Source organism: Micromonospora maris AB-18-032, assembly GCF_000204155.1.
Lineage (GTDB): Bacteria > Actinomycetota > Actinomycetes > Mycobacteriales > Micromonosporaceae > Micromonospora > Micromonospora gifhornensis.
This window is the reverse complement of record NC_015434.1, coordinates 6,521,550-6,548,489: the sequence shown is the minus strand read 5'-3', so window position 1 is coordinate 6,548,489 and position 26,940 is coordinate 6,521,550. Positions and strand designations below refer to the sequence as shown.

Genomic DNA, 26,940 nt, shown 5'->3' with positions numbered 1-26,940 from the left:
GCCGGACACCGCTGCCAGGTGGGCCAACATCTCCAACCGCCGCGACCCGGGGTCGGCCGGCGTGTCCAGCCGTTGCGGCACGAGTCCGCCGGCACCGTCGCGACGAACAGCGGGTAGTTGGCGGGCGCGACCATCGCGGCATGGGTGCGCGCCGGTCCGCCGCTGTCGTTCAGGAATGCGTTGACCTCAGCAGGGCGAAGGCTCGTTCCGCGATCTGGCGGATCAGGCCCTCGTTGACATGGCGGTGCTCGTCCAGCACGTCGACATCATCCGGACCGAGCCAGCGGTACTCGGTGTGCTTGCCGGCCTCCAACACCGGAGCGGCCAGGTCACCGTCGACCCGGACCAGCCAGTCGTACTCGATCCGGGTCAGACCGTCGTCACCGACGTAGCGGAACTCACCGACCGGGCCGAGGATCTCCGCCACCCGCCAGCCGGTCTCCTCCAAGACCTCTCGACGCAGGGCCTCCTCGACGGTCTCGCCCGGTTCGAGGTGACCACCCACGATGTCCCAGCAGTTGGGGAACAAGCGCCGGTCCGGCGACCGACGCTGAAAGAACAGCCGCCCCTCCGGGTCGACGATCAGCGCCCCAGCACACCGCAACGGCTCAACCGACACCCCAGCACCCTAACCCTCCCCCACCCCCGCCCCCGCCCAGCGCCTGCTGGCACCTGCTCGGCGATCTTGCACTTTGTGTCCCCGCATAACGGGTATAAGCCGCGAATCAACGACCGAAACTGCAAGATCGACGGACTGGCCCCCTGGCCTGGGGCGGGCGGTGTGGTGGGGTGGGTTGGGGGGTATGGGGGTTGGGTCGGGGGTGGAGTGGGTTGGTGGGGAGGACAGGATGCGTGGCGCGGACCGGTTGATCGAGCAGCAGTACGCCATGCTGCTGCGGCGGGACGTGGCCCGCCTGCCCGAGTTGTACGCGGTCGACGGCAGCTACGGCATGCCCGGCGTGACGGTGCGCCCGACCGAGTTGCCGGCGCTGCTGCGTACCTGGACGGGTGCCTTTCCTGACCTGCGGGTCGACCCACTCGGCGCGGTACGCACGGCCGGTGGGGCGGCGGTCGAGCATCGGCTCACCGGCACTCACACCGGGGTGCTGCACACCCCGTTCGGCACTGTCGCACCGACCGGTCACTCCGTGTCCTGGCAGGTGGTGGACATGGTCCGGGTGCGGCGGGGTCGGATCGTCACCTGGCGGTCCTACTTCGACTGGGGACAGCTGATCACCTCGCTCGGGGTGCAGGTGGCGGGCCTGTCCCGGCAGGTGCCGTTGGCCTCGGTGTCCCCGGTGTCGTCCGGCGTCAGGTAAGTCCTGACCTGCTCGGCCGTCCTCCCGATCACCCACTCGCCTTTCCCGGTCGCTCGGCTCACCCGACCCGGTGGCTCAGGATGCGGACATCGCCGTGCCGTCGGCGTACGCCCTGCCACCGCACGTACGCTGAACAGCCATGACCGCCGAGCAGCTGATCTCCTTCGCCCGTGGCGCGCCTTCGCTGGACATCGTCGATGTCGAAGGGCTCAAGGCCGCCGCCGTCCGCGCGTTCGACGCCGACCCCACCGGGGTGACCGCGTACGGTACCTCCGTCGGCTACCTTCCGTTGCGGAAGTGGATCGCCGAGAAGCACGGGGTCGAGGCCGACCAGGTGTTGATCACCAACGGTTCCCTGCAGGCCGACGCCTTCCTCTTCGACCACCTGGTACGCCCCGGCGACGCCGTGGTGGTGGAGCGGCCGACCTACGACCGGACCCTGCTGAACCTTCAGCGGATGGGCAGCGAGCTGCACGGAGTCACCATCCAGCCGGACGGCCTGGACACTGCCGAGCTGCGCAAGCTGCTGGAGTCCGGGGTGCGGCCACGGCTGGCGCACATCATTCCGAACTACCAGAACCCGGCCGGTGTGACGCTCTCCCTGGACAAGCGCCGGGAGCTGCTGGAGTTGGCCGCGGAGTACGGCTTCACGATCTTCGAGGACGACCCGTACGCCGACATCCGGTTCCGTGGTGAGCCGCTGCCGTCGATGCTGTCGATGGACACCCGTGGTGTCGTGGTGCACGCCTCCAGCTTCACCAAGACGGTCTGCCCCGGCGTACGGGTGGGCTACCTGGTCGGCCCGGCGGACGTGATCGGTGCCATCGCGAGCAAGGCGACCAGCCTCTACATCTCGCCCGGCATGGTGGCGCAGGCGATCGTGCACCAGTTCTGTGTCTCCGGCGACATCGAGCGGTCGATCGAGACGGTCCGGGCGGCGCTCGGCGAGCGGGCGCGGGTGCTGGCCGAGTCGCTGCGCCGGCACATTCCCGAGGCCCGGTTCGTGGAGCCGGACGGCGGCTACTTCCTCTGGGTCGAGTTGCCGGAGGACGTCGACGTCGAGAAGCTGGCGCCGGCGGCCGCCGAGCGGGGCGTCGCGGTGGTCAAGGGCAGTGACTTCGTCATCGACGGTGGGCGGCATGCGCTCCGGCTCGCCTATTCGGCAGTCACCGCGGATCGTGTCGACGAGGGTGTCCGGCGGCTGGCCGAGGCGATGGAAGCGGTCCGCGGCTGAAATCTGTCGGATTTCTGACAGTACGGCCACGCCGGTCGCTCCAGGGCTCCCCCTCGGGGCGACCGGCGGCTCACAATGCTGCGAGCGTCACTCACCTGCGTACTGCGGCCTTCCGGGCTTCGACCATCGTGGACATGCCCGACGCGAGCCGGCCGCCGTACGCCCCTGGGTGACACGGCAGCACCACCCCCGCCCCCATGGCGCCGGGCGGGCCGGGCCGCAGCCTCACCCCCCGTAGCGGTCCGGTCCGTCCGGCGCCACCCCCCCGGCGGTCGCCGAAGCCACCATGATCGTTGCTGCGGCGTACCCTGCAAGCCGCAACCAGGGCGTGCGGAGGGGGCGTGATGACCGATCGGATCAAGCGAGGCCGGAACACCTCCACCGCCGACCAGCGGACGTCACCTCCGGATCAGGATCGGGCCCGCTCCGCGGTCGCCGGCCGGGCACTGCGGCCCCGCGACTGGTCACCGGTACGCGCCATGACACGTCGACTCAGCCCGGACGGAACACGGACGGTGACGGTTCCGGCCGAGTCGCCACGCAGCGCGGTGGTGGACTGCGCCGTCTACGTCGACGGTAGGCGCCAGCCCGGCGAGTGGACCTTCGCGGAGGCGCTGGCGGCGGCGCGCCGCGAGGAGAGCGGCTTCGTGTGGCTCGGGCTGCACGAGCCGGAGCTGGCCGAGATGACCGAGATCGCCGAGAGCTACGGGTTGCACGAGCTGGCTGTCGAGGACGCCGTCAAGGCCCAGCAGCGGCCCAAGCTGGAGCGTTTCGGCGAGGTCAGCTTCCTGGTGTTGCGTACGGCACGCTACTGCGAGCACACCGAGTTGACCGAGAACTCCGAGGTCGTGGAGACCGGGCAGGTGATGCTCTTCATCGGTCCGCACTTCCTGATCAGTGTCCGGCACGGCGACGCCAGCCGGCTCGCGCCGGTGCGGGAGGAGTTGGAGAGCCGCCAGGACCTGCTGCTGCACGGCCCCTGGGCGGTCGCGTACGCGATCACCGACCGGGTCGTCGACCTCTACCTGGAGGTCGCCGACCAGCTCGAGGACGACATGGACGTGTTGGAGATCGAGGTCTTCGACCGTCAGGCCACCGGCCGGATCCAGCGGATCTACCAGCTGAAGCGGGAACTGGTGGAGTTCAAGCGCGCGGTGATGCCGTTGCAGCGTCCGCTGCTCGCGTTGACCACGCAGATGAACCGCGAGGTGCCCAAGGAGGTACGCCGCTACTTCCGTGACGTGCAGGACCACCTGAGCCGTACGGTCGAGCAGGTCAACTCGTACGACGACCTGCTGAACTCGATCCTGCAGGCGCGTCTGGCCCAGGTGACGGTCGACCAGAACAACGACATGCGCAAGATCGCCGCCTGGGCGGCCATCGCCGCCGTCTGGACCGCCATCGCCGGCATCTACGGCATGAACTTCGAGTTCATGCCCGAACTGAAGGTCGCCTACGGCTACCCCGTGGTCCTGGCCCTGATGCTCACCATCTCCCTAACCCTCTACCGCTGGTTCCGCCGCAACGACTGGCTCTAACGCCCTCCCTCCCTCCCACCCCTCCCCGCCGATCTTGCAGTTTCGGTCGCTGATTCGCGGCATAAGTCCGCTATGCACCGACGCAAAGTGCAAGATCGACGGGGTGGGAGGTGGGGTTAGGGGCGGCCGTTGGAGGAGGTGGGGGAGTTGTTGACGGCCTTGGTGAGGTTGTCGGCGGGGCGGCCGCTGGTGGTGCGGGCGCCCTCGGCGACCGAGGGAACCTTGTCGGTCGGGGTGGGCTTGGGCGGGGTGGTGGTCTTGGTGGTGGAGGCGCTGTCGCCAGCGGCCACCGCGGAACTGCCCGCGCCGGTCGAGGCCTTGCCCGCGCCGGCCGGTCCGGTCGTACGCACCTCGATGGTCTCCACCTCCTCGCGCATCGGCTCAAGCGTCGTGCCCGGGTCGTACTCGGCCCACGCCTGCTGTTCCCGGTAGCGCCGCAGAGCCATCGCACCGGCCAAACCGGCCACCGTGCCGGCGGCGAGCAGGCCGATCATGGTGCCGCGGCGGGACTTCTTCTTCGCCTTCATGTTCTTCGCCTTGACCTTCCTGGTGGCCGCCGCCTTCTTGGTGGCGGCAACCTTCTTTCCGGCAGCAGCCTTGCCGGCTGCCTCGGCCTGCGCCTGCCGCATCGCCAGGGTCAGGGGCGCGAGTGCCGCAGCCGTCGTCGCCAGACCGCTCGACGCGCGATCACGGATCATGACAGTGGCTGGCATGACGGCACTGCGAGCCGCCTCGACCCGTGGACCGACAGTGGCACCGGCACCCTTCGCCGCGTGCGTGGCAGCCTGACGCAGGTGACCAACGCCGCGGTTCAGCTCGGCCCTGGCCAGTTGCCCCTGGGTCTTGCGCCGCGCGAATCCAAACACGTTCCCACCTCCTGGGAGTTGTCCTCTGTCATCCTCCACCTTCGGATGCCTCCGCATGTCCAGATCGGGCACATGGGAGGATCCGCAAGGAACTGACCAACGAGTGAGGAGTACCCGTGGCTGAGGCTGTCTACGCCACCTTGCACACCAACGCCGGTCCGATCCGGCTGGAGCTTTTCCCGAACCACGCGCCGAAGACGGTCCGCAACTTCGTCGAGCTGGCCGAGGGCACGCGCGAGTACACCGACCCGCGGACCGGCCAGCCGGGCAGTGGTCCGTACTACGACGGCACCATCTCGCACCGCGTGATCAGCGGGTTCATGATTCAGATGGGTGACCCGACCGGCACCGGTCGCGGCGGTCCGGGCTACAACTTCGCCGACGAGTTCCACCCCGAGCTGCGCTTCGACCGGCCGTACCTGCTGGCGATGGCGAACGCCGGGCCCGGCACCAACGGCTCGCAGTTCTTCATCACGGTCGCGCCGACCCCGCACCTGAACAACCGGCACACCATCTTCGGTCAGGTGGCCGACGAGCAGTCCGCGAAGGTCGTCGACTCGATCGCCAACACCCCCACCGGCCCGAGCGACCGGCCGCTTCAGGACGTCGTCATCGAGCGGGTCGAGATCGAGCGTCAGGGCGCCTGACCCGTACGTCGTCCGGCCGTGTCCGCCGCCCGGGCCTGGGTGTGGCGGGCATGGAGGATCCGACCGGGGTGCGGCCCATCCGTCGCTGCGGCGGATCAAGGTACCTTTGCTCGCATGACTGAGCGCTCGGGCACCTGGGGCTCGCGGTGAGTGAGTCCGCGCCGACCACTCCGGCCTGTTACCGCCACCCCGGGCGGGAGACGTACGTCAGATGCACCCGGTGCGACCGGTCGATCTGTCCGGACTGCATGAACGAGGCATCCGTCGGCTTCCAGTGCCCGGAGTGTGTGTCGGAAGGACGTCGTAGCGTCCGGCCGGCGCGTACCGCCTTCGGTGGCGGTGCCGCCGGCCGGCACGGCTACGTGACCAAGGCGCTGATCGCGATCAACGTGCTGATCATGCTGGTGTCGATCGCCTCCGACCGGGGCGGGGACGCGGCGGCCGGTGGCACCGGCTTCGGCGGTCTGATGGGTGGCAGCACCCCGCTGACCGAGTGGGGTGCCGTGCTGGGTCGGGCGATGTTCCTCGACGGCAGCATCGGCGGGGTCGCCGAGGGCCAGTGGTACCGCCTGGTCACCGCGATGTTCCTGCACTACGGCATCCTGCACCTGTTGCTCAACATGTGGGCCCTCTGGGTGCTGGGCCAGTCGTTGGAGGCGGTGCTCGGGCCGCTGCGCTTCGCCGCGCTCTATTTCATCGCCGGCTTCGGCGGCAACGTCGCGGTGTACGTGTTCAGCCCGCCGAACCAGATGTCGGCCGGCGCGTCCACCGCCATCTTCGGTCTCTTCGCGGCGATATTCGTGATCATGAGGCGGCTCGGTCGGGACACCTCGGCGATCCTGCCGATCCTGGTGATCAACCTGATCTTCACGTTCACCGTGCCGCAGATCTCGATCGCCGGGCACCTCGGCGGCCTGGTGTTCGGCGGGCTCATGGCCCTGGTGCTGGCCTACGCCCCGAGGTCACACCGGACGCTGGTGCAGGCGGTGGGCGGCACGGTGATCATGGTGCTGCTACTCGGCGCGGCTCTGATCCGTACCGTCGCTCTGCTCGCCTGAGGGCGGCCGGGACGGTCGTGCCGGCTCCGGACGGACGGCGGCCAGGGCGTCGGCGACCTCCTCCGGATCGGTGCCGAGGTCGAGCCGGCTGAACAGGTGCAGCGTCTCGCTGGTGTCGATCTCCAGCGCCGGGCCGGCGAAGCCGCGCCCGGGTCGGCGCTGCACCCGGATGCTCTCCACCGCCGACCAGGGCAGGTGCTGCCGGCCGGTCCATCCCTTCGGCACGGTGATCCCGCTCGGGTCGACCGCCAGCCGGACCGGTGCGATCACGTCTCGTACGCCCCATCCGGCCAGCAGCGCGGCACCCAACGCGCCGGCCACCGGCCGGAGCAGATCACCCTCGGCCAGCAGGAATCCCAGGGCGAGGAGGCCGGCCGCGCCGACCAGTTTGAGCACCGGCAGGGCCGCAGGTATCCGCCACTGCATCGGAGTCGTCCCGGAAGGCACCCGACCAGCATCCGTTTCGGAAGGCACGAGACCAGCATGCCAGCGCGGGCGGACGACCGGCAGATGGGCGTAGGATCGAGGCAGCCCAAGTTACCGGGGAGTACAGATGAGTGACGCGGTTGTCGTCGGTGCGGTGCGTACCCCGGTCGGACGGCGCAAGGGCAGCCTTGCCGCAGTGCACCCGGTGGATCTGTCGGCGCACGTGCTGCGCGCCCTCGCCGAACGGACCGGATTCGACCCGGCGCAGGTAGACGACGTGGTGTGGGGGTGCGTCTCCCAGGTCGGCGAGCAGTCCTGGAACGTGGCACGCAACGCGGTGCTCGCCGCCGGCTGGCCCGAGTCGGTGCCCGGCACCACGCTGGACCGGCAGTGCGGCTCCAGTCAGCAGGCGCTGCACTTCGCCGCCGCCACCGTGCTCTCCGGCCAGGCCGACCTGGTGGTCGCCGGCGGGGTGGAGTCGATGACCCGGGTGCCGATGGGTTCCAGCGTGGCCGGTGGCCAGCCGTTCAGCGACCTGATCCTGGCCCGCTACCGGGGCGTCGAGGGCGTCGCCGAGGATTCGCCGCTGCCGTTCAACCAGGGCGTCGGCGCGGAGTTGATCGCGCAGCGCTGGCGGTTGTCCCGTACCCAGCTCGACGAGTTCGCCCTGGCCAGTCACGAGAAGGCCGCCGCCGCCCAGGACGCGGGAGCGTTCGAGGGCGAGATCGCACCGGTTGTCCTCCCGGACGGCGGCAAGTTCGCCGCGGACGAGGGCGTACGCCGGGACACCTCACTGGAGAAGCTGGCCGAGTTGCCCACCCCGTTCCGCCCGGACGGAGTGGTCACCGCCGGTTCGGCCTCGCAGATCTCCGACGGCGCGGCCGCGCTGGCCGTCACCACCAGCGAGTGGGCCAGCCGGCACGGACTGCGGCCGCTGGCCCGCATCCACACCGCCGTGGTCGCCGCCGACGACCCGGTCGCCATGCTCACCGCGCCGATTCCGGCCACCGCGAAGGCGCTGCGCCGCGCGGGGCTGGGCATCGAGGAGATCGGGGTGTACGAGGTCAACGAGGCGTTCGCCCCGGTGCCGCTGGCCTGGCTGGCGGAGACCGAGGCGGACCCGGAGCGGCTCAACCCGCGCGGCGGGGCGATCGCCCTCGGGCACCCGCTCGGCGGATCCGGTGCCCGGATCATGACGACGATGCTCGCCCACATGCGCGACAACGGCATCCGCTACGGCCTGCAGACGATGTGCGAGGGTGGCGGAATGGCGAATGCGACGATCGTCGAGCTGCTCTGACCTGCGCCGCCGAGCCGATCTTCGTAACGTGGAATTTGCAAAAAGCAGTTGCGTGAGCCACGTCACCGGTTGAGCAAGGTCGTTGGGTAGGGCATGGACGTCTTCTCCCGAACGTTCCTTCCCGCCGCCGCCGAGGCCGGGCTGGCGGTGCAGACCGCGACCCGACACATGCCGGTGTTCCGTCGCTGCGTCGGCGCCAGCGACGCCACAGTTCTGGTCACCCGGTGCAGCCGGCCCGACCGGCCGATGTCCGGCGAATACCTTCTCCTGCTCACCCATCGACGTCTCGTGATCACCCGGCAGACCCGGGTGCTGCACCGGCTGCGGCTGCACCTCAACACCGAGTTGCGCGAGCTGAGCCACGTGACCTGGAGCCCCGACCCCCGACTGCACTCGGTCGAACTGGCGGCCACCGCCATCGACGGCATCCGTGAGCGCTTCCTCGTCCGCACCCAGCACCCGAAGCAGGTGTGGCAGCTCGACGCGCTCTTCAACCACGCCTTCCGCACTCGGGTACGCGCCACCCGGCCCCGGGTTCTGGCGACCGTTGCGGAAGCCTCCGCCGTCCGTCCGACCACGCTGCACCCGGCCGCGGCGCACTGACCGTCGCCTCGGCGAAAACGACCGGCGAGGCGGCAGGTGAACCCACCGCCCCGCCGATGATCAGGGGCCGGCGTCAGTAGACGCGAGACCCGATGAAGTCGTCGTACCCGTACCCGACGGGCTGCGCGAACGACCGTGACTCGAACGACCACTGCTGCCGGGAGCTGCTGGAGCAGTTCGCCAGCCGCAGCCGGGGAGTGCCCAGCAGCGGGTTGTCGAAGGCCAGGCAGAGGTTGGTGTTGCCGGCGGCGCGGATCTGGTTGCCGGAGAAGACGAACTTCTGGTTGTTACCACCGTGGCAGTCGTAGATGTTGACAGTCGTGCCGGAGGTCAACGATCCGCCGGAGACGTCCAGGCAGCGGTCGTGGGACAGCTCGGAGTGCAGCGACTGCCGCGTCGGGTCGTACCAGAAGCCCTGGTTGCGGCCCCCGTGGCAGCGGTACGACTGCTGCGCGGTGTTGTTGCGTGAGTCGTACCCCTTGCCGTCCACGCAGGTGCCGGTGGCGGCGTTGCGCAGCTGCTTGAACTGCATCAGGCCCGGGTAGAGCACGCCGTTGCCGGTGCTCGCCGGGTCGACGCAGGTGCCCTGCTGCTGGCCGGAGGCGTAGAACTGGGTGATGCACTGGGCGAACATGCCGTGACCCCGGTAGTTCGGGTGGAACGACTGGCGGGCCGCGTTCTCGTCCCAGACGCCGAGTTCGATGTAGAGGCCACGCACTGACGTGTTGTCGGTGCACACCTCATGGCCGTGGAAGAGTCGGCTGCCGTCGAGGTAGCGGGTGCCCGTGTTGGCCGCCGCCGCCCGGAGCGCCGACTCGAACAGCGGTACCGCCTTGTTCCGGGCGAAGGCGGCGTCGGCCAGGTAGAGCAGGCAGCCGCCGGCGTACCAACCGGGGAAGTTGGGGTTGTCCTCCACGTCGGGGCTGGCCGGGCTGGAGTACGACATCAGCACCAACTCGTAGTCGGTGTTGAGGTAACCGGCACCGGTCATGGTCCGGCGGATGTCGGTCAGCGCGTCCTCGACGGCGCGCCGGCTGCCGTCGGTGCGTACCGTCCACTGGTCGGTGTAGGTGGGCCAGCAGGGGCCCTGGAAGAGGACGCGGCGCACCGCGCAGTCGGTGGCGACCGGACCGAACTGGATCGTGCCGTCACCGTTGGCGCCGACCACCACCCAGATCAGCTTGATGTTGGTGTTGCGCGCCTTGATGGCGAGGTGGTCGCCCTGGTTCAGCTCGTTGTGCTGGGTCGGTCCGCCCGCGATCAGGTTCCACGGGGTGGCGCCCGAGCAGGCGATGTTGTAACGCTCGTCGGCGGCGATGCCGGTACGGAACACCGCCTGGTCGTACGAGCGGTCGCACCAGTTGCCCGGCTGGTGGGTGCCGGGCACGTAGTTGCCCACCCCCTCGCCGGAGATCTGACTGTCGCCCATGGTGATCAGCGCGGTGCGGCGCTGGGCGAGTGGCCGGATGCCGGGAGTGCCGTACAGCTGGGTGGCTTCGGCGGCGCGGATCGTTTCGAGGTGGGCGGGGAGTGGCTGGACGGCGGGACGGTCGGCCGCGGCGGCTGGTGAGGCCGGCCCGGCCAACATGGGCAGGACGAGAGCGGTGGCGAGGACGGCGACCTGGACGAGTCGCCGTCGGGGCGTCCGTTCACGCCTGGCAGGGAAACCAGACATCGACGCGCTCCTTTCGGTTCGATCGTGGGACGTCGATCGAGTTACCGGACGGTAACGCGTGGAGGCATGTATGTGAATACGCTTCGGGATACTTGCGTGCTGCGATCAACCGGGCCAATGGGGCAGGAGATCAGCGGCCGGGCAGCGCGTAACCGACGTAACTGCGGAACTCGAACTCCCAGCCGTCGGGCACCAGGTCCGCGCAGAGGGGCTGGCTGCCGACGCAGACGATCGCGTCCACCGACGTCGGGTCGGCCGCCGGACGGCCGTCCACCACCGACTGGAGCGCGAGCAGCTCCGGTGGCCGGCCGTCCTCGTCACGCAGCAGCAACCACCACGGGTACTCCCAGTCGTCGTTGCGCTGCGACAGGCCGATCCGGCGGGCCTCGGCGGCGCGTACCGCGTCGGCCGCCCACCGGTACTCCTCCGCCCACTGGGGACGCCGCAGGAAACGCAGCTCCCACTCGGCGGTGGTGAAGACCGAGCCCGAGCCGACCAGCCGGCGGGGAAAGCCGTACGACACCGCCAGCACACCGGCCAGTGCGGAGGTCGCCAACACCGTCACCACGACGGTCGCGGCGATCGGCCCCCGCCCACCCGCAGTACGTCCCGACGGGCCGGCGAGCCGCGCCGAGGCCGAGCGGCGCAGCAGCGCGTCCAACCAGAGCCCGGCCAGCGGCACCGCCACCGCCAGCGCATAGAGCAACAGCCGGTTCCCCCAGGGCTGCCATTTGATCATCGTGGTGTGCAGCAGCACCGCCACGACGACCACCACGCCGTACGCCCGCGACGCCCCGGCCGCACCAGGGCTGATCCGAGCCGGGCGGCGGAGCGCCGCCACGACGGCGAGCAGCGCCAGCACCCCGGCCAGTGGGAAGGCCACCCGATCCTCGTCCGGATACCAGGACGGCTCCGGGAAGCTCTCCCGCCCGAAGGTGATGTCGCGGTCCTGCGGATCGACACCGAGCAGGTCGGCCACCCCGACGATCGCCCGGGCGGTGACGTCACGCAGCGGGGCCAGCGGGGTGTCGAACGCGGTGTGCCCGATGCGCAGCGCGTTGACCAGCACCGACGGTGGATCGTGCCGCTCCATCGGCACCGAGTTGCGCAGCCGGTCCGGGCCGAGGGGATGACCGAACTCGGCGTACACCCGACCCATGAAGGGACCGACCACGACGACGGCGACCAGCAGGATCAGCACCGACGCGCCGACCGTACGGGCCAGGCCGCCGCCCGGGATCCGCCGTCGACCCGCCGGCCGGGCCAGGTACGCCAGGCGCAACTGGCCCAGCCCCCAGAGCACCAGCAGCGGCCCCACCGCGAGCAGGCCACTGGTCTTCGTCACCGCGACCAGACCGGTGGCCGCACCCAGGGCGAGCAGGTCGCCGAGGTGGGCGCGTCGCCGCAGCCCGTCCAGGGCGAGGGTGGCCGCGCAGACCGCCCAGGCGGCACAGACCAGATCGGTCTGGGTGCTGGTCGCCTGCAACGCCACCATCGGCGTGGTGGCCAGCAGGAACGCGGTAAGCAGTTGGGCCCGCCGCCCGCCGCCCAGTTGAGCGGTCAGCCGGGCCACCGCCAGCAGGGCACCTACCCCGGCGGCCCACTGGACCAGGTTGAACAGCACGTCCGAGCCGGTGAACAGGCGCAGATGCAGCAGCAGGTACTCGGCACCCGGCGGAATGGTCACCTGCCGGTGGATCGCCGTGGCCCAGAACGTCAGGTCACCCTGCGCCACCCACCGTTCCACCTTCGGCAGGTGGTAGGTCTGCGAGTCGAAGTTGTTCGGTGCGGCCAGCAGCGCGATCAGCAACTCGACCAGGACGAGGCCGCCGACCGTGCCGGCGAGCAGCCGCTCGCCCCGACCCGCCGTACGCCAGAAAGCGGTGAGCGGTGCCCACCAGCGTGCCGGGCCGTCCCCGCCCGGTGTCGGCGCCCGGTCGAAGCCTGCCCCGGCAGGGCGGACCTCGGTGGCCAGTCGGGCGCCGGACGACACCGACGTGCCCGACCCGGCCGCGACCAGGGTGGGTGCGGCGGTGCGGTCCACGGCATCCGCAAGGGACGCCGTCGCGACCTCGGTGGACAGGTTCCGCCGGTCGCGGCGCTGCCGCCACCCGGCCGCCGCCACGCACCCGGCCACGAAGAGCAGCCAGGCCACGGCGAACGCGGGCAACGTCAGCAGCCCCGACGCGCCCAGCACCTCGACGGTCACCACCGCGAACGCGCCGGTGGCCAGGGCGGCCCGGATCACCGCGAGGCGTCGGGGCGCGACACTGTCCACGGCCCGTGGCCGTAACGCCACGGTCAGCGCGACGACGGCGGCGACGGGTGCCAGGACGAGCGGAAAGCCGACGGCCGACATGGCCGGAAGTAAACACCATCAGCCTGAATGTGCGATGGCGGATGTCCATCGGCAGTCGCCACCACATCGCTGAGCTGCCAGGCTAGGCTATGGCCGACACACTGCCGCCCTCGTGGAGAATCCCGTGAAGCTGTCGATCCTCATGCCGGTCTACAACGAGGAAGAGCGCATCGGGGACGCCCTCAAGCAGGCGTTGGCCGTGGAATATCCGTGCGAGATCGAACTCGTGGTGGTCGATGACGGCAGCCGCGACGGCACCGGAGAGGTTCTCGGTCGCGCCGACGACGCCCGACTGCGCGTGATCACGCATCAACGCAACGCAGGCAAGGGCGCCGCGATCCGTACGGCGGTCGCCGCCGCCGAGGGCGAATACATGGTCATCCTCGACGCGGACCTGGAGTACGACCCGCAGGACATTCCGAAACTGCTCGCCCCGGTGCTCGACGGGCGGGCCACCGTGGTCTACGGCAACCGGACCTTCGGCAGCCACAGCGCCTACAGCTTCTGGTACGTGATGGGCAACCGAGGCGTCACCATGGCCGCCAATGTGCTGTTCAACTCCTACATCGGCGACCTGGAGACCTGCTTCAAGCTGATGCCGGTCGCGCTCTACCGCTCGCTGGACATCCGCTCCCGAGGCTTCGGCATGGAGGCCGAGGTGACCGGCAAGCTGCTGCGTCGCCGCATCCGGCCGTACGAGGTGCCGATCAGCTACCGGGCCCGGGGCCGCGAGGAAGGCAAGAAGATCACCTGGCGGGACGGGGTCGAGGCGCTCTGGATCCTCGGACGCGAGCGCACTCGCCGCCGTCCCACCGCTGCCTAGCCCGCGATCGCGGCCGGGGTGAGGAAGCCGGTCAGCGAGCGGCGCAACCCGGCCGGGTCCAGCCCGTGCCAGCGCAGATGATCCTCCGCCGAACCGTAGCGGCGTAGCTCCTCCCGACCGACCCCGAGCGCGAGCAGCCGGTGCGGTCGATCCGCCAGCGCTGCCGAGACCACGCGGGCGGAAGTCCCCGCCAGGTAGGGCTCGACCAGGATCACCTCCGTGCCGGCGAGCGCCCGCAGCCCGGCGACGTCGAACGGACGCGGCCGGTGCGTGTACGCCACCGTGACGGGCAGGTCCGCGACGGCGGCCAGCGCCGCGTCCAGCATCGGGCCGACCGCGACCAGCAGGGCCGCGCCGGGACCCGCGTCCCGCACCACCACCAGATCACCGGCATCGGCGTACGGGCGATCGTTGTGCAGGGTCGACAGCCGCAGGTACGCCGAGGTGTCGGCGGCCACCGTCGCACGCAGCAGCCCGGACACCTCGCCCGGGTGCCCCGGCACGTGCACGGTCCAGTCGGCGAGGGTGTCGAACAGCGCGACGTCCGCCGGGCTGAAGTGGGTGCGACCGGACTCCGCCCGGTCGAACGAGCCGCCGACGCTGACCAGCACCGCGCTCGCCGCCTGGTGGTCGAGGTCGAGCTTGATCTGCTCGTACGCCCGCTCCACCAGGAACGGCGCGTAGCTGTGCACGATCGGGCGCAACCCGGTCAACGCCAGCCCACCGGCCACCCCCACCATCAACTGCTCCCGGATGCCGACGTTGAGCACCCGGTCGGGGTGCCGCTCGGCTGCCGAGGCGAACAGGGAGGCGGAGATGTCGGCGAGCACCAACGCCGTACGCGGCTTCTCGGCCAGCAGGGCGGTGGTGGTGTCGACGAAGCAGTCCCGCATGCTCAGTTCCGCTACTGCCGTAGTCATCTCGCTCATGCCTGCTCTCCGTTGTTGACGACTGCGACGACGACGTGCGGCCGGTGGCCGTGGTGCCCGGTCAGGGCCGCATGCAGGGCGTCCTGGTCGTGCCCGTCGACGGTGGCCGCGGTCCACCCGTTGACCGTGAAGCGGGTGGCCACCCCGCCCGGCCAGCCGTACGTGGCGGAGGAGTTGTCGACCACGACCGCGGTCAGGTTCCCCAGGCCGACGGCACCGGCGTACGCGATCGCCTCGTGGTTGGAGCCCTCGTCCAGTTCGGCGTCGCCGAGCAGCACGTACACCCGGGGGTCGAGCAGGCCCTGGGCGCGCAGGCCGAGCGCGCTGCCGACGGCCAGGCCGAGACCGTGCCCCAACGACCCGGAGCCGATCTCCACCCCCGGCACCAGCGTCCGGTCCGGGTGGTCGCCGAGCCGGCTGTCCGGCCCGCCCTGGTCGTCGAGCCAGTCGGGTGGGATGAAGCCCTTCGCGGCCAGCACCGCGTAGTAACCGGCGACCGCGTGCCCCTTGGAGAGCAGGAAACGATCCCGGTCGGGTTCGTCGACGGTTGCCGGGGTGACCCGCAGGACGCGGTCGTAGAGCACCCACAGCACGTCGCGGGTCGAGTAGACGTTCGGGCCGAAGTCGCGGCCGGCGCGGACCCGCTCCAGCAGCGGGGCGACGGGGTCTCGACCGTCCAGCGGGGCGGCCGCCTCGGCGACCTGGGTGGTGATGGTGGCTAGTGAGGACATGCGACTAGCCTGCAAGTTGAAGCGAGGTTCAGTTCAAGGCGAAAGTGATGCACGAAGCACTCACCATCGGTCAACTCGCCGCCCGCAGTGGGGTGGCCCAGTCCGCGCTGCGCTACTACGAGCGGCTCGGGCTGATCCGGGCCGAGCGCACCGGCGGCAACCAGCGCCGGTACCACCGTGGCGAGTTGCGCCGGGTCGCCTTCATCCGGATCGCCCAGCAGGTCGGCATCTCGCTGGAAGAGATCAGGTCCGCACTGGACTCACTGCCCGCCTCGCGTACGCCCACCGCCGACGACTGGGCGCAGCTGTCGATGGCCTGGCGCGACCGCCTGGACGAGAAGATCAGGTTGTTGAACCGGCTCCGCGACGACCTCGACAGCTGCATCGGCTGCGGCTGCCTGTCCCTGAGCCGCTGCGCCCTCTACAACCCGGGCGACGAGTTGGCCGGTGAAGGCCCCGGAGCGCGACTGACCCTGCCCCGCTGAGGCGGCACTGTTTTGTTGCGGTCCGGGTCGGCTCAGTCGACCGTCAGCAGCACCTTGCCGACATGGTCGCTCGACTCGACCAGGCGGTGCGCGTCGGCCGCCTCGCTGATCGGCATCCGCCGGTCGATCACCGGCCGGATCCGACAGGCCTCGACCAGCGGCCACACCTGTTCGCGTACCCCACGGACGATGGCACTCTTCTGCTCCAGCGGGCGGGACCGCAACGCCGTCGCGGCGACGGTGCCGCGCTTGGCCAGCAACGCACCGAGATCCAACTCCCCCTTGCGCCCACCCTGCATGCCGATCGTCACGAGCCGTCCGTCGTACGCCAGAGCAGCCACGTTACGACCCAGGTACGACGCGCCCATGATGTCGAGGATGACGTCGGCACCCGCGTCGGAGGTGACCCTGCGGACCTCCTCGACAAAGTCCTGCTCCCGATAATCGATCAGGTGCGCGGCACCCAACGCCCGCAGCCGATCGTGCTTGGCCGCCCGGGCGGTCGCCACCACCGTCGCGCCCAACGCCGCACCCAACTGGATGGCGAACGTGCCGATCCCGCTGCCACCGCCGTGCACCAGCAACGTCTCGCCCGCCGCCAACCGAGCCACCTGGACCACGTTGGACCAGACCGTCGACGCCACCTCGGGCAAGGCTGCGGCATCCACCAGATCAACCCCATCCGGTACGGGCAGCAGCTGCCCCACCGGCACCGCCACCCGCTCGGCGTACCCGCCACCGGCCAGCAGCGCGCAGACCTGCTGCCCCACCGCCCAGCCGTCCACCCCGGCACCGAGCGCACTGATCACGCCCGAGCACTCCAACCCGAGATACTCCGACGCGCCCGGTGGGGGTGGGTAGTGCCCCTGCCGCTGCAACAGGTCCGCCCGGTTGACGGCGGTGGCCCGTACGTCGACCAGCACCTCGCCCGGCCCCGGCTGCGGATCAGGCACCTCGCTCCAGCTCAGCACCTCCGGCCCACCCGGCTCGGAAACGACGATCGCGCGCATGTCCCCAGTCTTACCCGATCCGACCCGCACCCCACCTCAAGGTCCCCACCTGCTGCCCGCACAGAGGGTGAGTGATCATGACGAAACGGGTAGCTCCCCCCGTTCGGCGCTCGCCCGGGCGTGGCAGACTAAGCACGGCCGCGCGGCGCGCGGTCCGGGAGGGTTCGCCTAGTGGCCGATGGCGCTGGTCTTGAAAACCGGTAAGGCAGCGATGTCTTCGTGGGTTCGAATCCCACACCCTCCGCTCACCTGGACAGCAAAAACGCCCCCTGACCAGCGCGAACGCTGATCAGGGGGCGCATTTATAGATGGTGAATCAGTCTCACTTTGTCTCGCCCGATGCCGCCGTGTCTCACTGGTCGTGTCGTTTACGTGTCGGCGTCACCCGGCGCATTCTCGGCCTGGTCGTCGGTGCCTAGCGCTCCCTCGATCCGCTTCCGCGCGGCCTCATCCTGGCCGTCGATGCACGAGGCGTAGACCTTCAACAGCACATGCACACTGTGACCGGCCCACTGGGCCACCTGGGTAGCCGGTACTCCGGCGTTGAGCCAGAGCGACACGGCAGCGTGCCGCAGGTCGTACGGCCGGTGCGCCAGTGGTGAGCGCTGCTGAGCCGGTGTCAGCGCTGCCTCGCGTGCCTGTCGCCAGGCGCGCAGATAGGTGCTCTTGGACACCGGGGCCGGTCGCGCACCAGCGGCGTTGAACATCCGGCCGTTGGCGTCCCGGCAGTGCTCCCGTGCGTGATGCCGCAGGATGCGGACCAGCTCCGGGCAGGCCGGAACGTCGCGGGTCGCCTTCTTTGCCCGGTGCTTCAACTCCCGATCTTCCAGCGACCGGCCGCTATCGCTCCAATCCTCGCCGACCTGTTGCGTTGAGCCGCTGAGGTGAAGCCAGCCCCACCCGCTTTCGGGTAGCTCGCATTCGTCGGCGCGTAGATGGATTACCTCGGAAGGCCGGAGCGCGGCGAAGTACATGCATGCGAAGAAGCCTTCCAAGTGCGGATCGCGTTGCCGCACTGCTGACAGTAGGGAACGGGCCTGTTCGGGATTCACCACCACCTTTCGGTCGACCTGATCCGTGTTCTTCGGTGCTCGCCACTGGATGGAGTCCATCGGATGGGCGTCGAGATAGCGAAGTTCAACGGCGTACTTCAAGGCGCTGTAGAAGACGGCCCGTTTCCTTGCAACCGTGTTTGCTGCGGCCGGTCCGCCATCGATCCGAACCGTGAGCGCGTCGAGCGCCTTTCGGATGGTGGCCGGGTTCGCCACGTCCGACAGCGGCAGCGTGTTCGCGGTGAGCCACCGGACGGCCGGCGCAAGATTCTCCGGCGGTTGGCCGTTGTCGCGGTCGCGCTGCAACTTGTTGAAGGTCCAGGTGTAGAGGGCGTGCCGAATCTCGGCGTCATCCGGTGCGCCGCGTGACGTGGCCAGCAGGGCGAGTGTGACCGTGGTGAGCGCGTCGGCGATGCTCTTGCGCTGGGTTGCTGCGGCACGCGGCCACTTCATGTCTACGAACGCAACGGCGAGGTCGTACCAATTCCGGCTGTTCAGTTCGCGCGCCATCGGTTCCGGTAGCCCGGATTTCTCATCGAAAGCCGTTCCCTCGCGCTGAGCAACCACCAGCTTCGACCGGAAGCTTTCGGCGAGCGCCCGAGTGGCGTACGTGTTCCGGAACGGCTTGCCGGCGACCTTCCATCGGACCGTGTACGACTTTTTCCGGCCCGATAGTTCGTTGGTCAGGATCGCGTGAATGCGTACGTCGTAGCTGCTCAAGCGGCCTCCTCGTGATCGTTGAGCCAGGTGTCCAGGTCGCGGCGGCGGACGTAGAGGCTGCCGTTCGGGTACTTGATGGTTCGGGGTGCGCGGCCGGTGGCCTTCCAGCGGAAGAAGGTCGACCGGGGTACGCGGAGTTCGTCCAGGACTTCGGCGAGGGTGAGCAGGTTGCCGGTGGGGGTGCGGCGGGCGGTCATCGGCGGGTGTCCTCCCTCGGGGTGGCATCGATGTAGAGGCGCTGGAACATCGGGGATCGGCGGTCTGGGTAGGGCCGGGACACGGAGCGGATGTGCAGCACTTGGGTGATGGCGTCGAGCGCCGCGACTGTTTCAGCGGGTGTGCCACGCAGCCTGATTTGCACGCTGAGAGCCTTCCGGTCGGTGGCGGTCACTTATGGAGGTACAGGGAGGTATCGCCGCAGAACGGCGTAGAACGGCCCACTGAGAGCGCCCTGGACGCAAGATCCCGGCCGTCCCGGTGTTGGGCGTAGGGCATGTCGCTCTGAGGCGCTCTCAGCGGGCCGTTTTCGGCCACTGGTGGGGCCGGTGTGATCCGGTGGTGGGCCGGAAAGCGTTGACACGTTGACAATCCGCCGACACGCGACTGTTTCCGCAGGTGGTGGCGGGTGTGTAGGTGTCAACGGGGGCCGTTGACAGGCGTTGACACCGTTGACACCGGGCGGGCCGGCAACGGATTGTCAACGCCTGTCAGCGGCTGTCAACGCGGCCCGTTGACACCCTCGCGTGTGTCCTGAGCTGCGGAAACGTTGTCGTCGGGGGCTGGTGTCAGCGTGTCAGCGCTTCCGCCGTCGTCTCCGACGGCGCGGGGGTGCAGCTCGTACCGGCCGTCCGGCCCGGTGCGGACCCATCCGAGCGCGACCAACTCGGCGAGCACCGCCGACACGTCATCGGACTTCGGGAGTCGGCGGGATACCCGGCGGTGTAGCTCCCGTCGGGTGAAGGTGGCCATGTGCTTGCCGGTGAGGACGCCGAGCACGTACCGGGCGTTCTCCACCGCGCTGTCGGTGCCGATGGTGGTGAGGGCTGCTCGGTAGTGCGCGGCGAAGAACTCGGCCAGCCGCACGGCGTCGGCCATCCGGTCGGCGTCGATCGGCCGTAGCCACGCATCGTTCGGGTGGTGGGCGACGTGCAACAGCCCGGCGAGGCGCAGCGTTGCGCCGGAGAGCTTGTTGCCCCATTCCCGCATGTCGTACAGGCTTCCGCCGGGCCGTAGCTCGGCTTCGACCTGCTCGGCGGCGGCCCGGCGGACGCGGCCGGCGTCGTCGGTGAGGGTGACCACGTCCGGGTCGGGCCATTCGGCGAACGTCGCGGCCAGGTCATGCACCCGGTGCCGGTATCCGGCGGTCACCTGTTCCGGCACGGGCGGGGTGTCCACCGGCCGATACCCGGCCAGCGAACGGGGTAGGGCGAACAGGAACCGGGCCGGCAGGCCACGCCCGGCCAGGTCGGCGTTCCCGCCGAACTTGCGCAGCACGGTCGGTTGCGCCATCACGCACACGGTCAACGCGGGCTTGTCGACCGATGCGCCTTCGCGGGTCTGCCGTTCGTTGCTCATCGGCTGCCCGGCGTGGCCCTTCAGGTACGGGTCAAGGTTCGGCGCACCGGAGTACCGACCGGCGAGGGTGTCGAAGATCCCGCCTTCATCGCTGATGATCGCCATGCGTCCGCCGTTGGCGGCCATCAACCCGATCAACGCCTCGGGGGTGGCGTCGTCCACGATGAGTTTCGGCAGGGTCGGGACGGTGATGGCCTCGGCGGCGATGGCGGCGGCCACCGCCTCGGCTGCTGCTTCGTCGCGCTTGTGCGGGTCGCTGGCCTTCGCCGCAGCCGTCTTGGCCTGTTCGGCTTGCCGGTCGGCGATGTCGCGTAGCGCGGCGGCCTCGGCGATCCTCGGCCGTATCGCCTCGGCGAGGGTGGACTGTGCGGCGAACAGGGGCGCGGTCATGGCCCGGTGAACCGGTGACTTGCGTTCGCCGGGGCCGGCGATGACGGCGGCGAAGATGTTCACTGGCTCCCGCCACCCGGCCACCGGTTCGACTTCCAACCGGCCACCCGCGCACGCGGACAGCACGGCCACGGCGAGGGTTCCGGCCATCGCCGGGTCGGTGGCGGTGAACCGGGCTACGCCGGTCACCATGTCGGCGAGCCATCGCGGGAACACGTCGACCGGAAACGGCGGCGGCGTCGTGGTGGGGCCGGTCAAGGGCACTGGAACATCCCACAGCGGCCCGCCCGCAGACGGTTCGCCGGTGGCGTGCGGGTGGTCGGTGACCAGGTGCAAACGGGCGGCACTCATGCGGCCACCGCCCGGGGCCGACGGGCACCAGCGGTGAGGCCGGATCGGACGGTGCGGTACGCCTCGGCGGTGCGCAACCCGGCCGTCACCCCCGCCTGTTCCAGCACGCTCTGAGCGTCATCGGCGGCGAGCGCGCCACCGGCCACCAACTGGCCGAGCGCGACGGCGGCCACGTAGAGAGTGCGGTTGCGCTCCCCCGGCGCGGCGGCGGTCACCCGGTCGACCTCCCGCCCGACGGCGGCCCGCACGTACGCGCCGGCCCGGTCGGTGGGCAGGTCGACCACCACCGGCCGCTGCGGCGGCAACGGTGCCGGGGCAAGCATCCCGGCCAGCCACGCGGGCAACGGGTCCGGGTCACAGTCAAGGGCCACCACGTACGGACGGCCAGCGACGATGGAACCGGCGGCCACGACGTAGCCACCGGCGGCGCGGGTGTCGACCATCGGCCCAACCGTCCCGGCGGTGTTCCGCAGCGCCGGCCCGGTGTTGGGGTGTTGGTAGTAGAGGTGGGTGCCGCCTCGGCCAGTCGTGACGGTGTAGGTCGGGTCGATGGTCGCCCCGTGGGTGTCGGCCAGGTCGGCAAGCACGGCCAGGCCGTCCCGCCCGTCCGCCTCGGCCGGGTGCTTCGGGGTGTCGAGGTCGACCACGACCAGGCCGGACGGCCCGCACGCGATGCCGATGCCGTAGGGGCGGGTCGACCAGGCGCGGCGGATGCGGTCCGGGTCGGTGGTGGCCCGGTCCTCCCACCCGACGTGCTGGCCAGCGGCCCGGCAGCGCCGGTCACGGCCGGCGCACCGGTCGGCGGGGTGGTCAGGGAACGCGGGGCGCTTGTCACCGGGTCGCAGCGGGAAGATGTGCCAGCCACGCTCGGCGTGACCGAGTGCGGTAGCGAGCAGGTCGGACATGGGATGTCTCCTGATCAGGCGGTCTTGCGGCGGGCGGTGTCGAGGTCGAGTAGCGCCGCGCCGCCGGTGGCCGACGCGCGGCCGGATGGGCGTGCGGCGGTGGCGATGGACAGGCGTAGGTAGAGGCGGTGCCGGCTGGCATCAGTGCCGGTCAGTGGGCGGCGGGTGCCGGCCTGGATGACTCGTCCGGCGGTGGTGAGCGCGGCGGTTGCGGCGTCCAGTTCGGCGGGGGTGCCGGTGAGCCATACCTCTAACCCGGACAGTCGGGCGTCGCGCGGGGAAGCGCCGTCGCGGCGCGACCCGCGCATCAGGCGGCCCGCCGAGGTCGGGGCCGTGCCGCGATGGCTGCGCGGGTGACGGCCTGGCGCAGGTCGTCGAGTAGCCCGACCAACTGACGGCGGGCGGCCACCTCGGTCGGGGAGAGGGCGACGCGGATGCGGATTTCGGCGTGGTCGCGGCCTGCGGCAGTGCGAACGCGGACCAGTACGGCACGCGCCCGGCCGGCGTCGACCACGATTTCCGGCGATCGGTGTTCGCCGAGGTTGCAGCGGTGGTCCCGGCCGCACCAGTCGGTGTGCCCGGTCCGGCGGTTCATCGGTGCGCCTCGGCGCGCAGCCGGTGAAACACGTTGTAGACGCGCCGTCCGGTGCGCAACCTCATGCCCCGGTCGCAGCGGCGACAGGCACGCGGCCGACGCAGGAAACGGGTCGTGGTCTGACCGGTGCCGGCGCACCGTCGGCAGGTCTTGAACGGCGAGATCCAACACAGGATGCCGTAACCGAGCGTGATCAGTGTGGGGATGGTGGTGAGGGTGATAGCGGCGATGGTCAGGGGGTCCACGGCAGCCTCCAGGGCCGGATTTTGGGCGTGAACGGCTGTGAGCTGCTATCCGCTAAAGGGCAGCTCATGATTCGGTTTGGGTGCTAGCGGGGGTGCTAGCGCTAGCAGTACGCGCCGCTAGCGCTAGCACCCTGCGGGCGGGTCAGCCGGCGGATCGCTTCCGGTCACGCTCCGCGATCGCGGCCAAGAGGTCGGTGTGCTTGATGCCGCGCCGGGTGACCGACTTGCCGTCGATCCGCCGACCCACATCGGCGACCTTGATCAGCGGGTGGGGTTTGAGTGCGGTCGTGAGTTGTGCGGCTTCCCATCCGCCGTAGACGTCGGGTCGCAGCTCGGCGAGCAGACCGCACAGCGTCTCGTTCCATGCCGACTTCTCATCGCCCGGCCACACCTGGGCGAGGTCGCCGAGCACGTCGGCTACCGGGGCGATGTCGCGGGTCTGCTCGTCCGGCTTCGGCAGCGTCCCGGCGCTCTGGCGCAGCGCTACGGCGCGGGTGACTATGCGGGCGGCGTCGGTGGTGTCGACGTAGAACGACCGCACCGCCGACGCTTTCGGCCCGAAGCCGCGCAGGATGCCCCACCCGGCTTCGATGACCGGCTGGAACACGGTGGCCCGGTACCCGTTCTTGTACGCCGACGTCCCGAGGATCATGTCGTTCGCGGTCTGGTCAGCCACGGACAGGCAGAACCGGGAGTTGACGTTGCGGGTGATGCCGGTCGGCAGGCTGTCCTTGTCGGGGATCTGCGTACCGATCAGGATGATCACCCCAAGGGCGCGGCCCAGCTTGATGACCTTCTCCAAGAGTTCTCCGGCGTCCTTGCCGTACTTGCTGGTCATCAGCTCTTGCAACTCATCGAACCACGCCACCAACGGATGCAGGCCGGAGCCTTTGAGCGAGGCCAGTTCGGGGGTGACCTTGTTCTCCGGGGCTTTCCCGAGTCGGGCGTAGTGCTCGATGCGCTTGGAGCGGCGGCGGCATTCCTCGTACAGCCACTCGATGAAGGCGAAGCAGCGGGCGAGGGTGTCGTCGTCGAAGCCGTTGCCGTACTCGGCCATGACCGGTTCCAGCACGGCGAAGTCCCCGACGCCCTTCAACTCGTAGCCGCGAATCTCGGTGCGGGGGTCGAGGGCTGCGGCCAGGATCAGATCCCGCAACGCGAACGTCTTCCCCGAACCGGGCTGACCGCCGAACAGGAAGTTGCGGAACATCAGATCCACGCTCACCACGTCGAGGCGGGGCGTGGTGGCGAACGGGAACGGCTTGAACACATCCACCTTCACGGCGCTGGCCAGGAGCGGCCAGGCGGGCTGCTTCATCTGCGACGCCGGTTCATACCCGACCCACAAGGCCAAGCGGCCGGTGTGACCGGGGGCGGGTTCGGGCCACACCTGATCCAGGGGCAGCCGCATCGCCGAGGCCAGCTTGCCTCGGCGGGCGACCACCTCGGCGGCTTCCACCCCATACGGGAGGTCGACCACGGCCAGGTGACCAGGGCCGTCCCGGTGAATGTCCACCGGGAAGCTGATGGCCTTCGGGTCCTTGGCAACGGCGCTGTTGATGGCCGGCATTTGCAGCGACGTGAGGGCGCGACGCACCAGCTCGGCGGTCAGCTTGCGGTAGCGGGTGCCTTCGGTCACCCGGTCCGTGATCGGCCGGTCCGCCGGACGGCCACGGGTCGCCAGCCACGGCACCACCACCGCACCGGCCACCGCCGACCACCAGCCCGGCCCAGCCGCGAGCACGATGACCCCGGTTCCGGTCCCCGCGGTTCCGGCCGCGAGCACCCACCACCGCCACACGCTCTGGCGCTGCCGGCGCGCGTCCAACTTCAACCAGGTGTCCGCGTCACCCCGGGACGCGGCGGCTTGCCGTAGATGCCAGTTCCCTTCCTCAGCGGCGGCCCAGCGCAGGGCCTGGCCGATGCTGCGGACCGCGCCGATCGGTGCCCACGCCAGGGCCTTCACCGCGTACTTCGGCAACCGCACACCGTGATACGCGACCACATACCCGGCGTCCTTGGCCTGGTGCTTCACGGCCGCGCGTAGGGCACGGCCGGAACGCGCCCACTCGGCCAGGATCGGCCGACGCTCACGCTGCCGAGCCACCACCTCGGCGGGGATGTCGTCGGCCATGTCCACCGGCCCACCGACACGCTCCGGTCCCGCGTCAACCGTCTCCGCATCCTCGGCGGCGTCGGCGTCGGCGGTGTCGGCCGGTGGGCGGGGGCGGGGAGCACGGCGGGCGCGAGCGTCGTCCAGGTCGACCACCTCGGCACCCGGTCCGGTGGTGTCTTCGGTCAGGTCGGCTTCTGCGGCGTGCCAGTCGAAACGGTCGTCATTGGGGGCAGTCATGATGGGGGTTCCTCCCACGGGTCTGTCGGATCGGTAGGGGGCCGGCGGCACGGCTCGTGGTTTGCGAGGCCGGTGGGCCGTGCCGCCGGGTGGGGTCAGCGCCGCTTGCGGCGGCCGATGACGATTGCGCCGTTGCCGATCGCGGACTGGCCGTTCACCTGCACCGCGCCGGTCTGCACACTGCTGGTGCTGGTGCTGGTGCTGGTGCTGGTCGTGGTGGGGTCGAAGTTGTAGTGGCCGGCGGTGCAGATGGCGAGGGTTCCGGTGTCGTCGATGGAGACGCTGCGGAAGCCCTTGCCGCACTGGTCGCAGGACGAGATCGCCACAGGTGGGTGTCCTTCCGGTTGGTGCCGTCAGCGGGTCTGGCGGCCACCGCACGCCACCGGGTGATGAGCCGGTGGCGGCGGAAGCTGTCAGACCGCGCAGAACAGGGCGGCGATGAACAGCCACCCGACGTGCCAGGACTGATCGAGGGCGTACATGCCGCCCGCCTTGTCCAGCCAGGCCGGGGACTTACGGAGCTGGTCGGCGATCCAGCGCAGCGGGGTGCGTCGGTCGGCGATGTAGTGCGTGACGGCGGAGATGCCGAGTCCGACTGCCACCCCGGAGGGGTCGAGGCGGAGGCCGGTGCCGGCGATCAGGAACACCAACGCCAGCACCGCCGTCCCGGTGTAGGTGGCCACGTGCGCGGCACACGCGAGACGGCCGGACCATCCGGGCTGTCCCTTGCAGTCGGCCTGGTGCTGGGTCTGAATCCAGTGGTCGGCGACTTGGTGTGCGGCGTAGAGGGTGGCGAACACGGCCGCGAAGGCGGCGGCGTGCGCGCCGGTCGGGTCTGCGAGCATGGGTGTCTCTCCCAAGGTCCGTGAGGGTTGAGGGGTGAGGCCGGCAGCGCAGCGCTTGGCCTAGGAACCGTGCTGCGCTGCCGGGCGTAGCTAGTCGTGGGAGCGAACGAGGTGCGCCAGCGCGGCACCCATGCCGAGCACGGCCACCGGCAGGCAGGCGACGGCGGTCGTGATCCACCACGGGGCTACCTGCACTCCGGCAGCGACCAGCAGGTGATACGCCACCTGGCCGAGCGCGCCGACCAGCAGCGAGGCGATGGCCGACCACTTCGCGAACTGGCGTGCCCGGTCGGGCACGCGGCCGGACAGCCACACGTAGAGGGCGTAAGCGCCGTAGGTTTCGACGCCGATGGGCAGGGTGATCGCGGTGTTGATGGCGAACCCGTCGGCGATACCGGGTAGCGGGTGCACCACGCCGAACCCGGTGAGTCCGCCGAGTCCGACCCACCCGGACCAGATAGCCACGAACGCGGGAAGCGCCAGCAGGATCACCGGCCACACCACCGCCGGGCGGGCCGGCTTGCCGGTGGCCGGTGGGGTGGGCGTGTCCGGGTGACCGACCGGCGTGGCCTCGGCAATCGGCGCGGCCGGCGCGATCACCGGCGGCTCGGCGGCCGGCGGCGTGTGCTCGGGCACGGCCGGCACCGGTGCCGGGTCCGGGCCGATCGGCTCGGCGTAGTCCAACCGAGATACGGCCGGTGCCTCGGTGTCGGTGTGGGTCTGCTCGGCTCGCAGTCGGGCCAACAGATCATCGGCCTTCGGTGCGCCGATGCGGAACTCGCGCATCAGCCGGTTGCGTGACGGGAACTGCTGCCCATCGGGCAGGTCCAGGGCGCGGGCGGCGGGCAACAGCGTTTCGATGGGTTGTGGGTAGCGGGTGCCGTTGAGGGTGGGGGCCGTCATGAC

The 26,940-nt window shown here is 70.3% G+C and carries 28 protein-coding genes and 1 tRNA gene; 10 read left to right on the top strand and 19 right to left on the bottom strand.

The window, feature by feature from the left end:
• Positions 1-169 precede the first annotated feature (169 nt).
• Positions 170-619: an NUDIX domain-containing protein gene (locus tag VAB18032_RS28985; protein ID WP_013736499.1), complete on the bottom strand. Its 450-nt coding sequence runs from the start codon at positions 617-619 to the stop codon at positions 170-172.
• A gap of 229 nt (positions 620-848) precedes the next feature.
• On the opposite strand from VAB18032_RS28985, the gene VAB18032_RS28980 reads away from it, so the two are divergent.
• The 3 genes from VAB18032_RS28980 (at position 849) to corA (ending at position 4,091) form a co-directional block, all read left to right on the top strand.
• On the top strand, positions 849-1,319 hold the full coding sequence (locus VAB18032_RS28980) for an ester cyclase (RefSeq protein WP_013736498.1): 471 nt from the start codon (positions 849-851) through the stop codon (positions 1,317-1,319).
• A 139-nt stretch (positions 1,320-1,458) separates the two neighbouring features.
• A complete protein-coding gene (locus tag VAB18032_RS28975) occupies positions 1,459-2,553 on the top strand; it encodes an aminotransferase-like domain-containing protein (protein ID WP_013736497.1) in 1,095 nt (364 codons plus the stop codon).
• Between the two features lie 479 nt (positions 2,554-3,032).
• A complete protein-coding gene (gene corA, locus VAB18032_RS28970; RefSeq protein ID WP_043726074.1) occupies positions 3,033-4,091 on the top strand; it encodes a magnesium/cobalt transporter CorA in 1,059 nt (352 codons plus the stop codon).
• 116 nt (positions 4,092-4,207) lie between these two features.
• Here corA and VAB18032_RS28965 read toward each other — a convergent pair whose 3' ends face one another.
• Entirely contained in the window at positions 4,208-5,014 is an 807-nt protein-coding gene (locus VAB18032_RS28965; RefSeq protein WP_043726069.1) for a hypothetical protein, read from the bottom strand.
• 59 nt (positions 5,015-5,073) lie between these two features.
• Here VAB18032_RS28965 and VAB18032_RS28960 point away from each other — a divergent pair, with 59 nt between their 5' ends.
• On the top strand, positions 5,074-5,604 hold the full coding sequence (locus tag VAB18032_RS28960; RefSeq protein WP_013736494.1) for a peptidylprolyl isomerase: 531 nt from the start codon (positions 5,074-5,076) through the stop codon (positions 5,602-5,604).
• A gap of 146 nt (positions 5,605-5,750) precedes the next feature.
• On the top strand, positions 5,751-6,662 hold the full coding sequence (locus VAB18032_RS28955) for a rhomboid family intramembrane serine protease (RefSeq protein WP_043722339.1): 912 nt from the start codon (positions 5,751-5,753) through the stop codon (positions 6,660-6,662).
• Here the strand turns inward: VAB18032_RS28955 and VAB18032_RS28950 are convergent.
• A complete protein-coding gene (locus VAB18032_RS28950) occupies positions 6,618-7,088 on the bottom strand; it encodes a PH domain-containing protein (protein WP_013736492.1) in 471 nt (156 codons plus the stop codon). The two genes, VAB18032_RS28955 and VAB18032_RS28950, sit on opposite strands and share 45 nt — an antisense overlap.
• Before the next feature lie 127 nt (positions 7,089-7,215).
• On the opposite strand from VAB18032_RS28950, the gene VAB18032_RS28945 reads away from it, so the two are divergent.
• Together VAB18032_RS28945 and VAB18032_RS28940 are read left to right on the top strand one after the other, a co-directional pair.
• A complete protein-coding gene (locus tag VAB18032_RS28945) occupies positions 7,216-8,388 on the top strand; it encodes a thiolase family protein (protein WP_013736491.1) in 1,173 nt (390 codons plus the stop codon).
• A gap of 93 nt (positions 8,389-8,481) precedes the next feature.
• On the top strand, positions 8,482-8,991 hold the full coding sequence (locus VAB18032_RS28940) for a hypothetical protein (RefSeq protein ID WP_013736490.1): 510 nt from the start codon (positions 8,482-8,484) through the stop codon (positions 8,989-8,991).
• A gap of 73 nt (positions 8,992-9,064) precedes the next feature.
• Here the strand turns inward: VAB18032_RS28940 and VAB18032_RS28935 are convergent, their stop codons facing one another.
• A complete protein-coding gene (locus VAB18032_RS28935; protein WP_013736489.1) occupies positions 9,065-10,666 on the bottom strand; it encodes a ricin-type beta-trefoil lectin domain protein in 1,602 nt (533 codons plus the stop codon).
• Between the two features lie 130 nt (positions 10,667-10,796).
• The gene (locus VAB18032_RS28930) at positions 10,797-13,025 is read right to left on the bottom strand and encodes a glycosyltransferase family 39 protein (RefSeq protein WP_013736488.1); all 2,229 of its coding nucleotides are present in this window, start codon (positions 13,023-13,025) and stop codon (positions 10,797-10,799) included.
• 124 nt (positions 13,026-13,149) lie between these two features.
• On the opposite strand from VAB18032_RS28930, the gene VAB18032_RS28925 reads away from it, so the two are divergent.
• Positions 13,150-13,848 (top strand): glycosyltransferase family 2 protein, encoded by a 699-nt coding sequence (locus tag VAB18032_RS28925; protein WP_013736487.1) that lies wholly within the window; start codon positions 13,150-13,152, stop codon positions 13,846-13,848.
• Here VAB18032_RS28925 and VAB18032_RS28920 read toward each other — a convergent pair.
• Both VAB18032_RS28920 and VAB18032_RS28915 read right to left on the bottom strand, forming a co-directional pair.
• Positions 13,845-14,741, bottom strand: coding sequence for a transketolase family protein (locus VAB18032_RS28920; protein WP_013736486.1), 897 nt, complete (start codon positions 14,739-14,741; stop codon positions 13,845-13,847). The two genes, VAB18032_RS28925 and VAB18032_RS28920, sit on opposite strands and share 4 nt — an antisense overlap.
• Before the next feature lie 32 nt (positions 14,742-14,773).
• Positions 14,774-15,508, bottom strand: a complete 735-nt coding sequence (locus VAB18032_RS28915) for a thiamine pyrophosphate-dependent enzyme (RefSeq protein ID WP_013736485.1) — start codon at positions 15,506-15,508, stop codon at positions 14,774-14,776.
• Between the two features lie 47 nt (positions 15,509-15,555).
• Here VAB18032_RS28915 and soxR point away from each other — a divergent pair, with 47 nt between their 5' ends.
• Positions 15,556-15,993, top strand: coding sequence for a redox-sensitive transcriptional activator SoxR (gene soxR, locus VAB18032_RS28910; protein WP_013736484.1), 438 nt, complete (start codon positions 15,556-15,558; stop codon positions 15,991-15,993).
• Between the two features lie 32 nt (positions 15,994-16,025).
• Here soxR and VAB18032_RS28905 read toward each other — a convergent pair whose 3' ends face one another.
• Positions 16,026-17,003, bottom strand: coding sequence for an NAD(P)H-quinone oxidoreductase (locus VAB18032_RS28905; protein WP_013736483.1), 978 nt, complete (start codon positions 17,001-17,003; stop codon positions 16,026-16,028).
• Positions 17,004-17,160: 157 nt separating this feature from the next.
• On the opposite strand from VAB18032_RS28905, the gene VAB18032_RS28900 reads away from it, so the two are divergent.
• Positions 17,161-17,247 (top strand) — tRNA-Ser (locus VAB18032_RS28900).
• A gap of 124 nt (positions 17,248-17,371) precedes the next feature.
• On the opposite strand, the gene VAB18032_RS28895 is transcribed toward VAB18032_RS28900, so the two are convergent.
• The 11 genes from VAB18032_RS28895 to VAB18032_RS28845 all read right to left on the bottom strand — a co-directional run bounded on the left by VAB18032_RS28895 (position 17,372) and on the right by VAB18032_RS28845 (position 26,937).
• On the bottom strand, positions 17,372-18,775 hold the full coding sequence (locus VAB18032_RS28895; RefSeq protein WP_013736482.1) for a tyrosine-type recombinase/integrase: 1,404 nt from the start codon (positions 18,773-18,775) through the stop codon (positions 17,372-17,374).
• The gene (locus tag VAB18032_RS28890) at positions 18,772-18,972 is read right to left on the bottom strand and encodes a helix-turn-helix transcriptional regulator (protein ID WP_013736481.1); all 201 of its coding nucleotides are present in this window, start codon (positions 18,970-18,972) and stop codon (positions 18,772-18,774) included. The genes VAB18032_RS28895 and VAB18032_RS28890 overlap by 4 nt, the downstream gene beginning before the upstream one ends.
• A 520-nt stretch (positions 18,973-19,492) precedes the next feature.
• Positions 19,493-21,091, bottom strand: a complete 1,599-nt coding sequence (locus tag VAB18032_RS28885; RefSeq protein ID WP_013736480.1) for a YfjI family protein — start codon at positions 21,089-21,091, stop codon at positions 19,493-19,495.
• On the bottom strand, positions 21,088-21,996 hold the full coding sequence (locus VAB18032_RS28880) for a bifunctional DNA primase/polymerase (RefSeq protein WP_013736479.1): 909 nt from the start codon (positions 21,994-21,996) through the stop codon (positions 21,088-21,090). Before VAB18032_RS28880 ends, VAB18032_RS28885 begins: the two co-directional genes overlap by 4 nt.
• 14 nt (positions 21,997-22,010) lie before the next feature.
• Positions 22,011-22,304, bottom strand: coding sequence for a hypothetical protein (locus VAB18032_RS28875; RefSeq protein WP_013736478.1), 294 nt, complete (start codon positions 22,302-22,304; stop codon positions 22,011-22,013).
• Complete coding sequence (locus VAB18032_RS28870) at positions 22,304-22,591, bottom strand: hypothetical protein (protein ID WP_013736477.1); 288 nt, start codon at positions 22,589-22,591, stop codon at positions 22,304-22,306. Before VAB18032_RS28870 ends, VAB18032_RS28875 begins: the two co-directional genes overlap by 1 nt.
• Positions 22,588-22,836 carry a hypothetical protein gene (locus VAB18032_RS28865; protein WP_013736476.1) on the bottom strand — a complete coding sequence of 83 codons (249 nt, stop codon included), beginning with the start codon at positions 22,834-22,836 and terminating at the stop codon, positions 22,588-22,590. Before VAB18032_RS28865 ends, VAB18032_RS28870 begins: the two co-directional genes overlap by 4 nt.
• Positions 22,837-22,978: 142 nt before the next feature.
• The gene (locus VAB18032_RS28860) at positions 22,979-25,189 is read right to left on the bottom strand and encodes a P-loop NTPase family protein (RefSeq protein WP_013736475.1); all 2,211 of its coding nucleotides are present in this window, start codon (positions 25,187-25,189) and stop codon (positions 22,979-22,981) included.
• Positions 25,190-25,284: 95 nt separating this feature from the next.
• Positions 25,285-25,515: a hypothetical protein gene (locus VAB18032_RS28855; RefSeq protein ID WP_013736474.1), complete on the bottom strand. Its 231-nt coding sequence runs from the start codon at positions 25,513-25,515 to the stop codon at positions 25,285-25,287.
• An 87-nt stretch (positions 25,516-25,602) separates the two neighbouring features.
• A complete protein-coding gene (locus tag VAB18032_RS28850) occupies positions 25,603-26,034 on the bottom strand; it encodes a DUF3307 domain-containing protein (protein ID WP_013736473.1) in 432 nt (143 codons plus the stop codon).
• Between the two features lie 90 nt (positions 26,035-26,124).
• Positions 26,125-26,937: a hypothetical protein gene (locus VAB18032_RS28845; protein WP_013736472.1), complete on the bottom strand. Its 813-nt coding sequence runs from the start codon at positions 26,935-26,937 to the stop codon at positions 26,125-26,127.
• Positions 26,938-26,940: the final 3 nt, after the last annotated feature.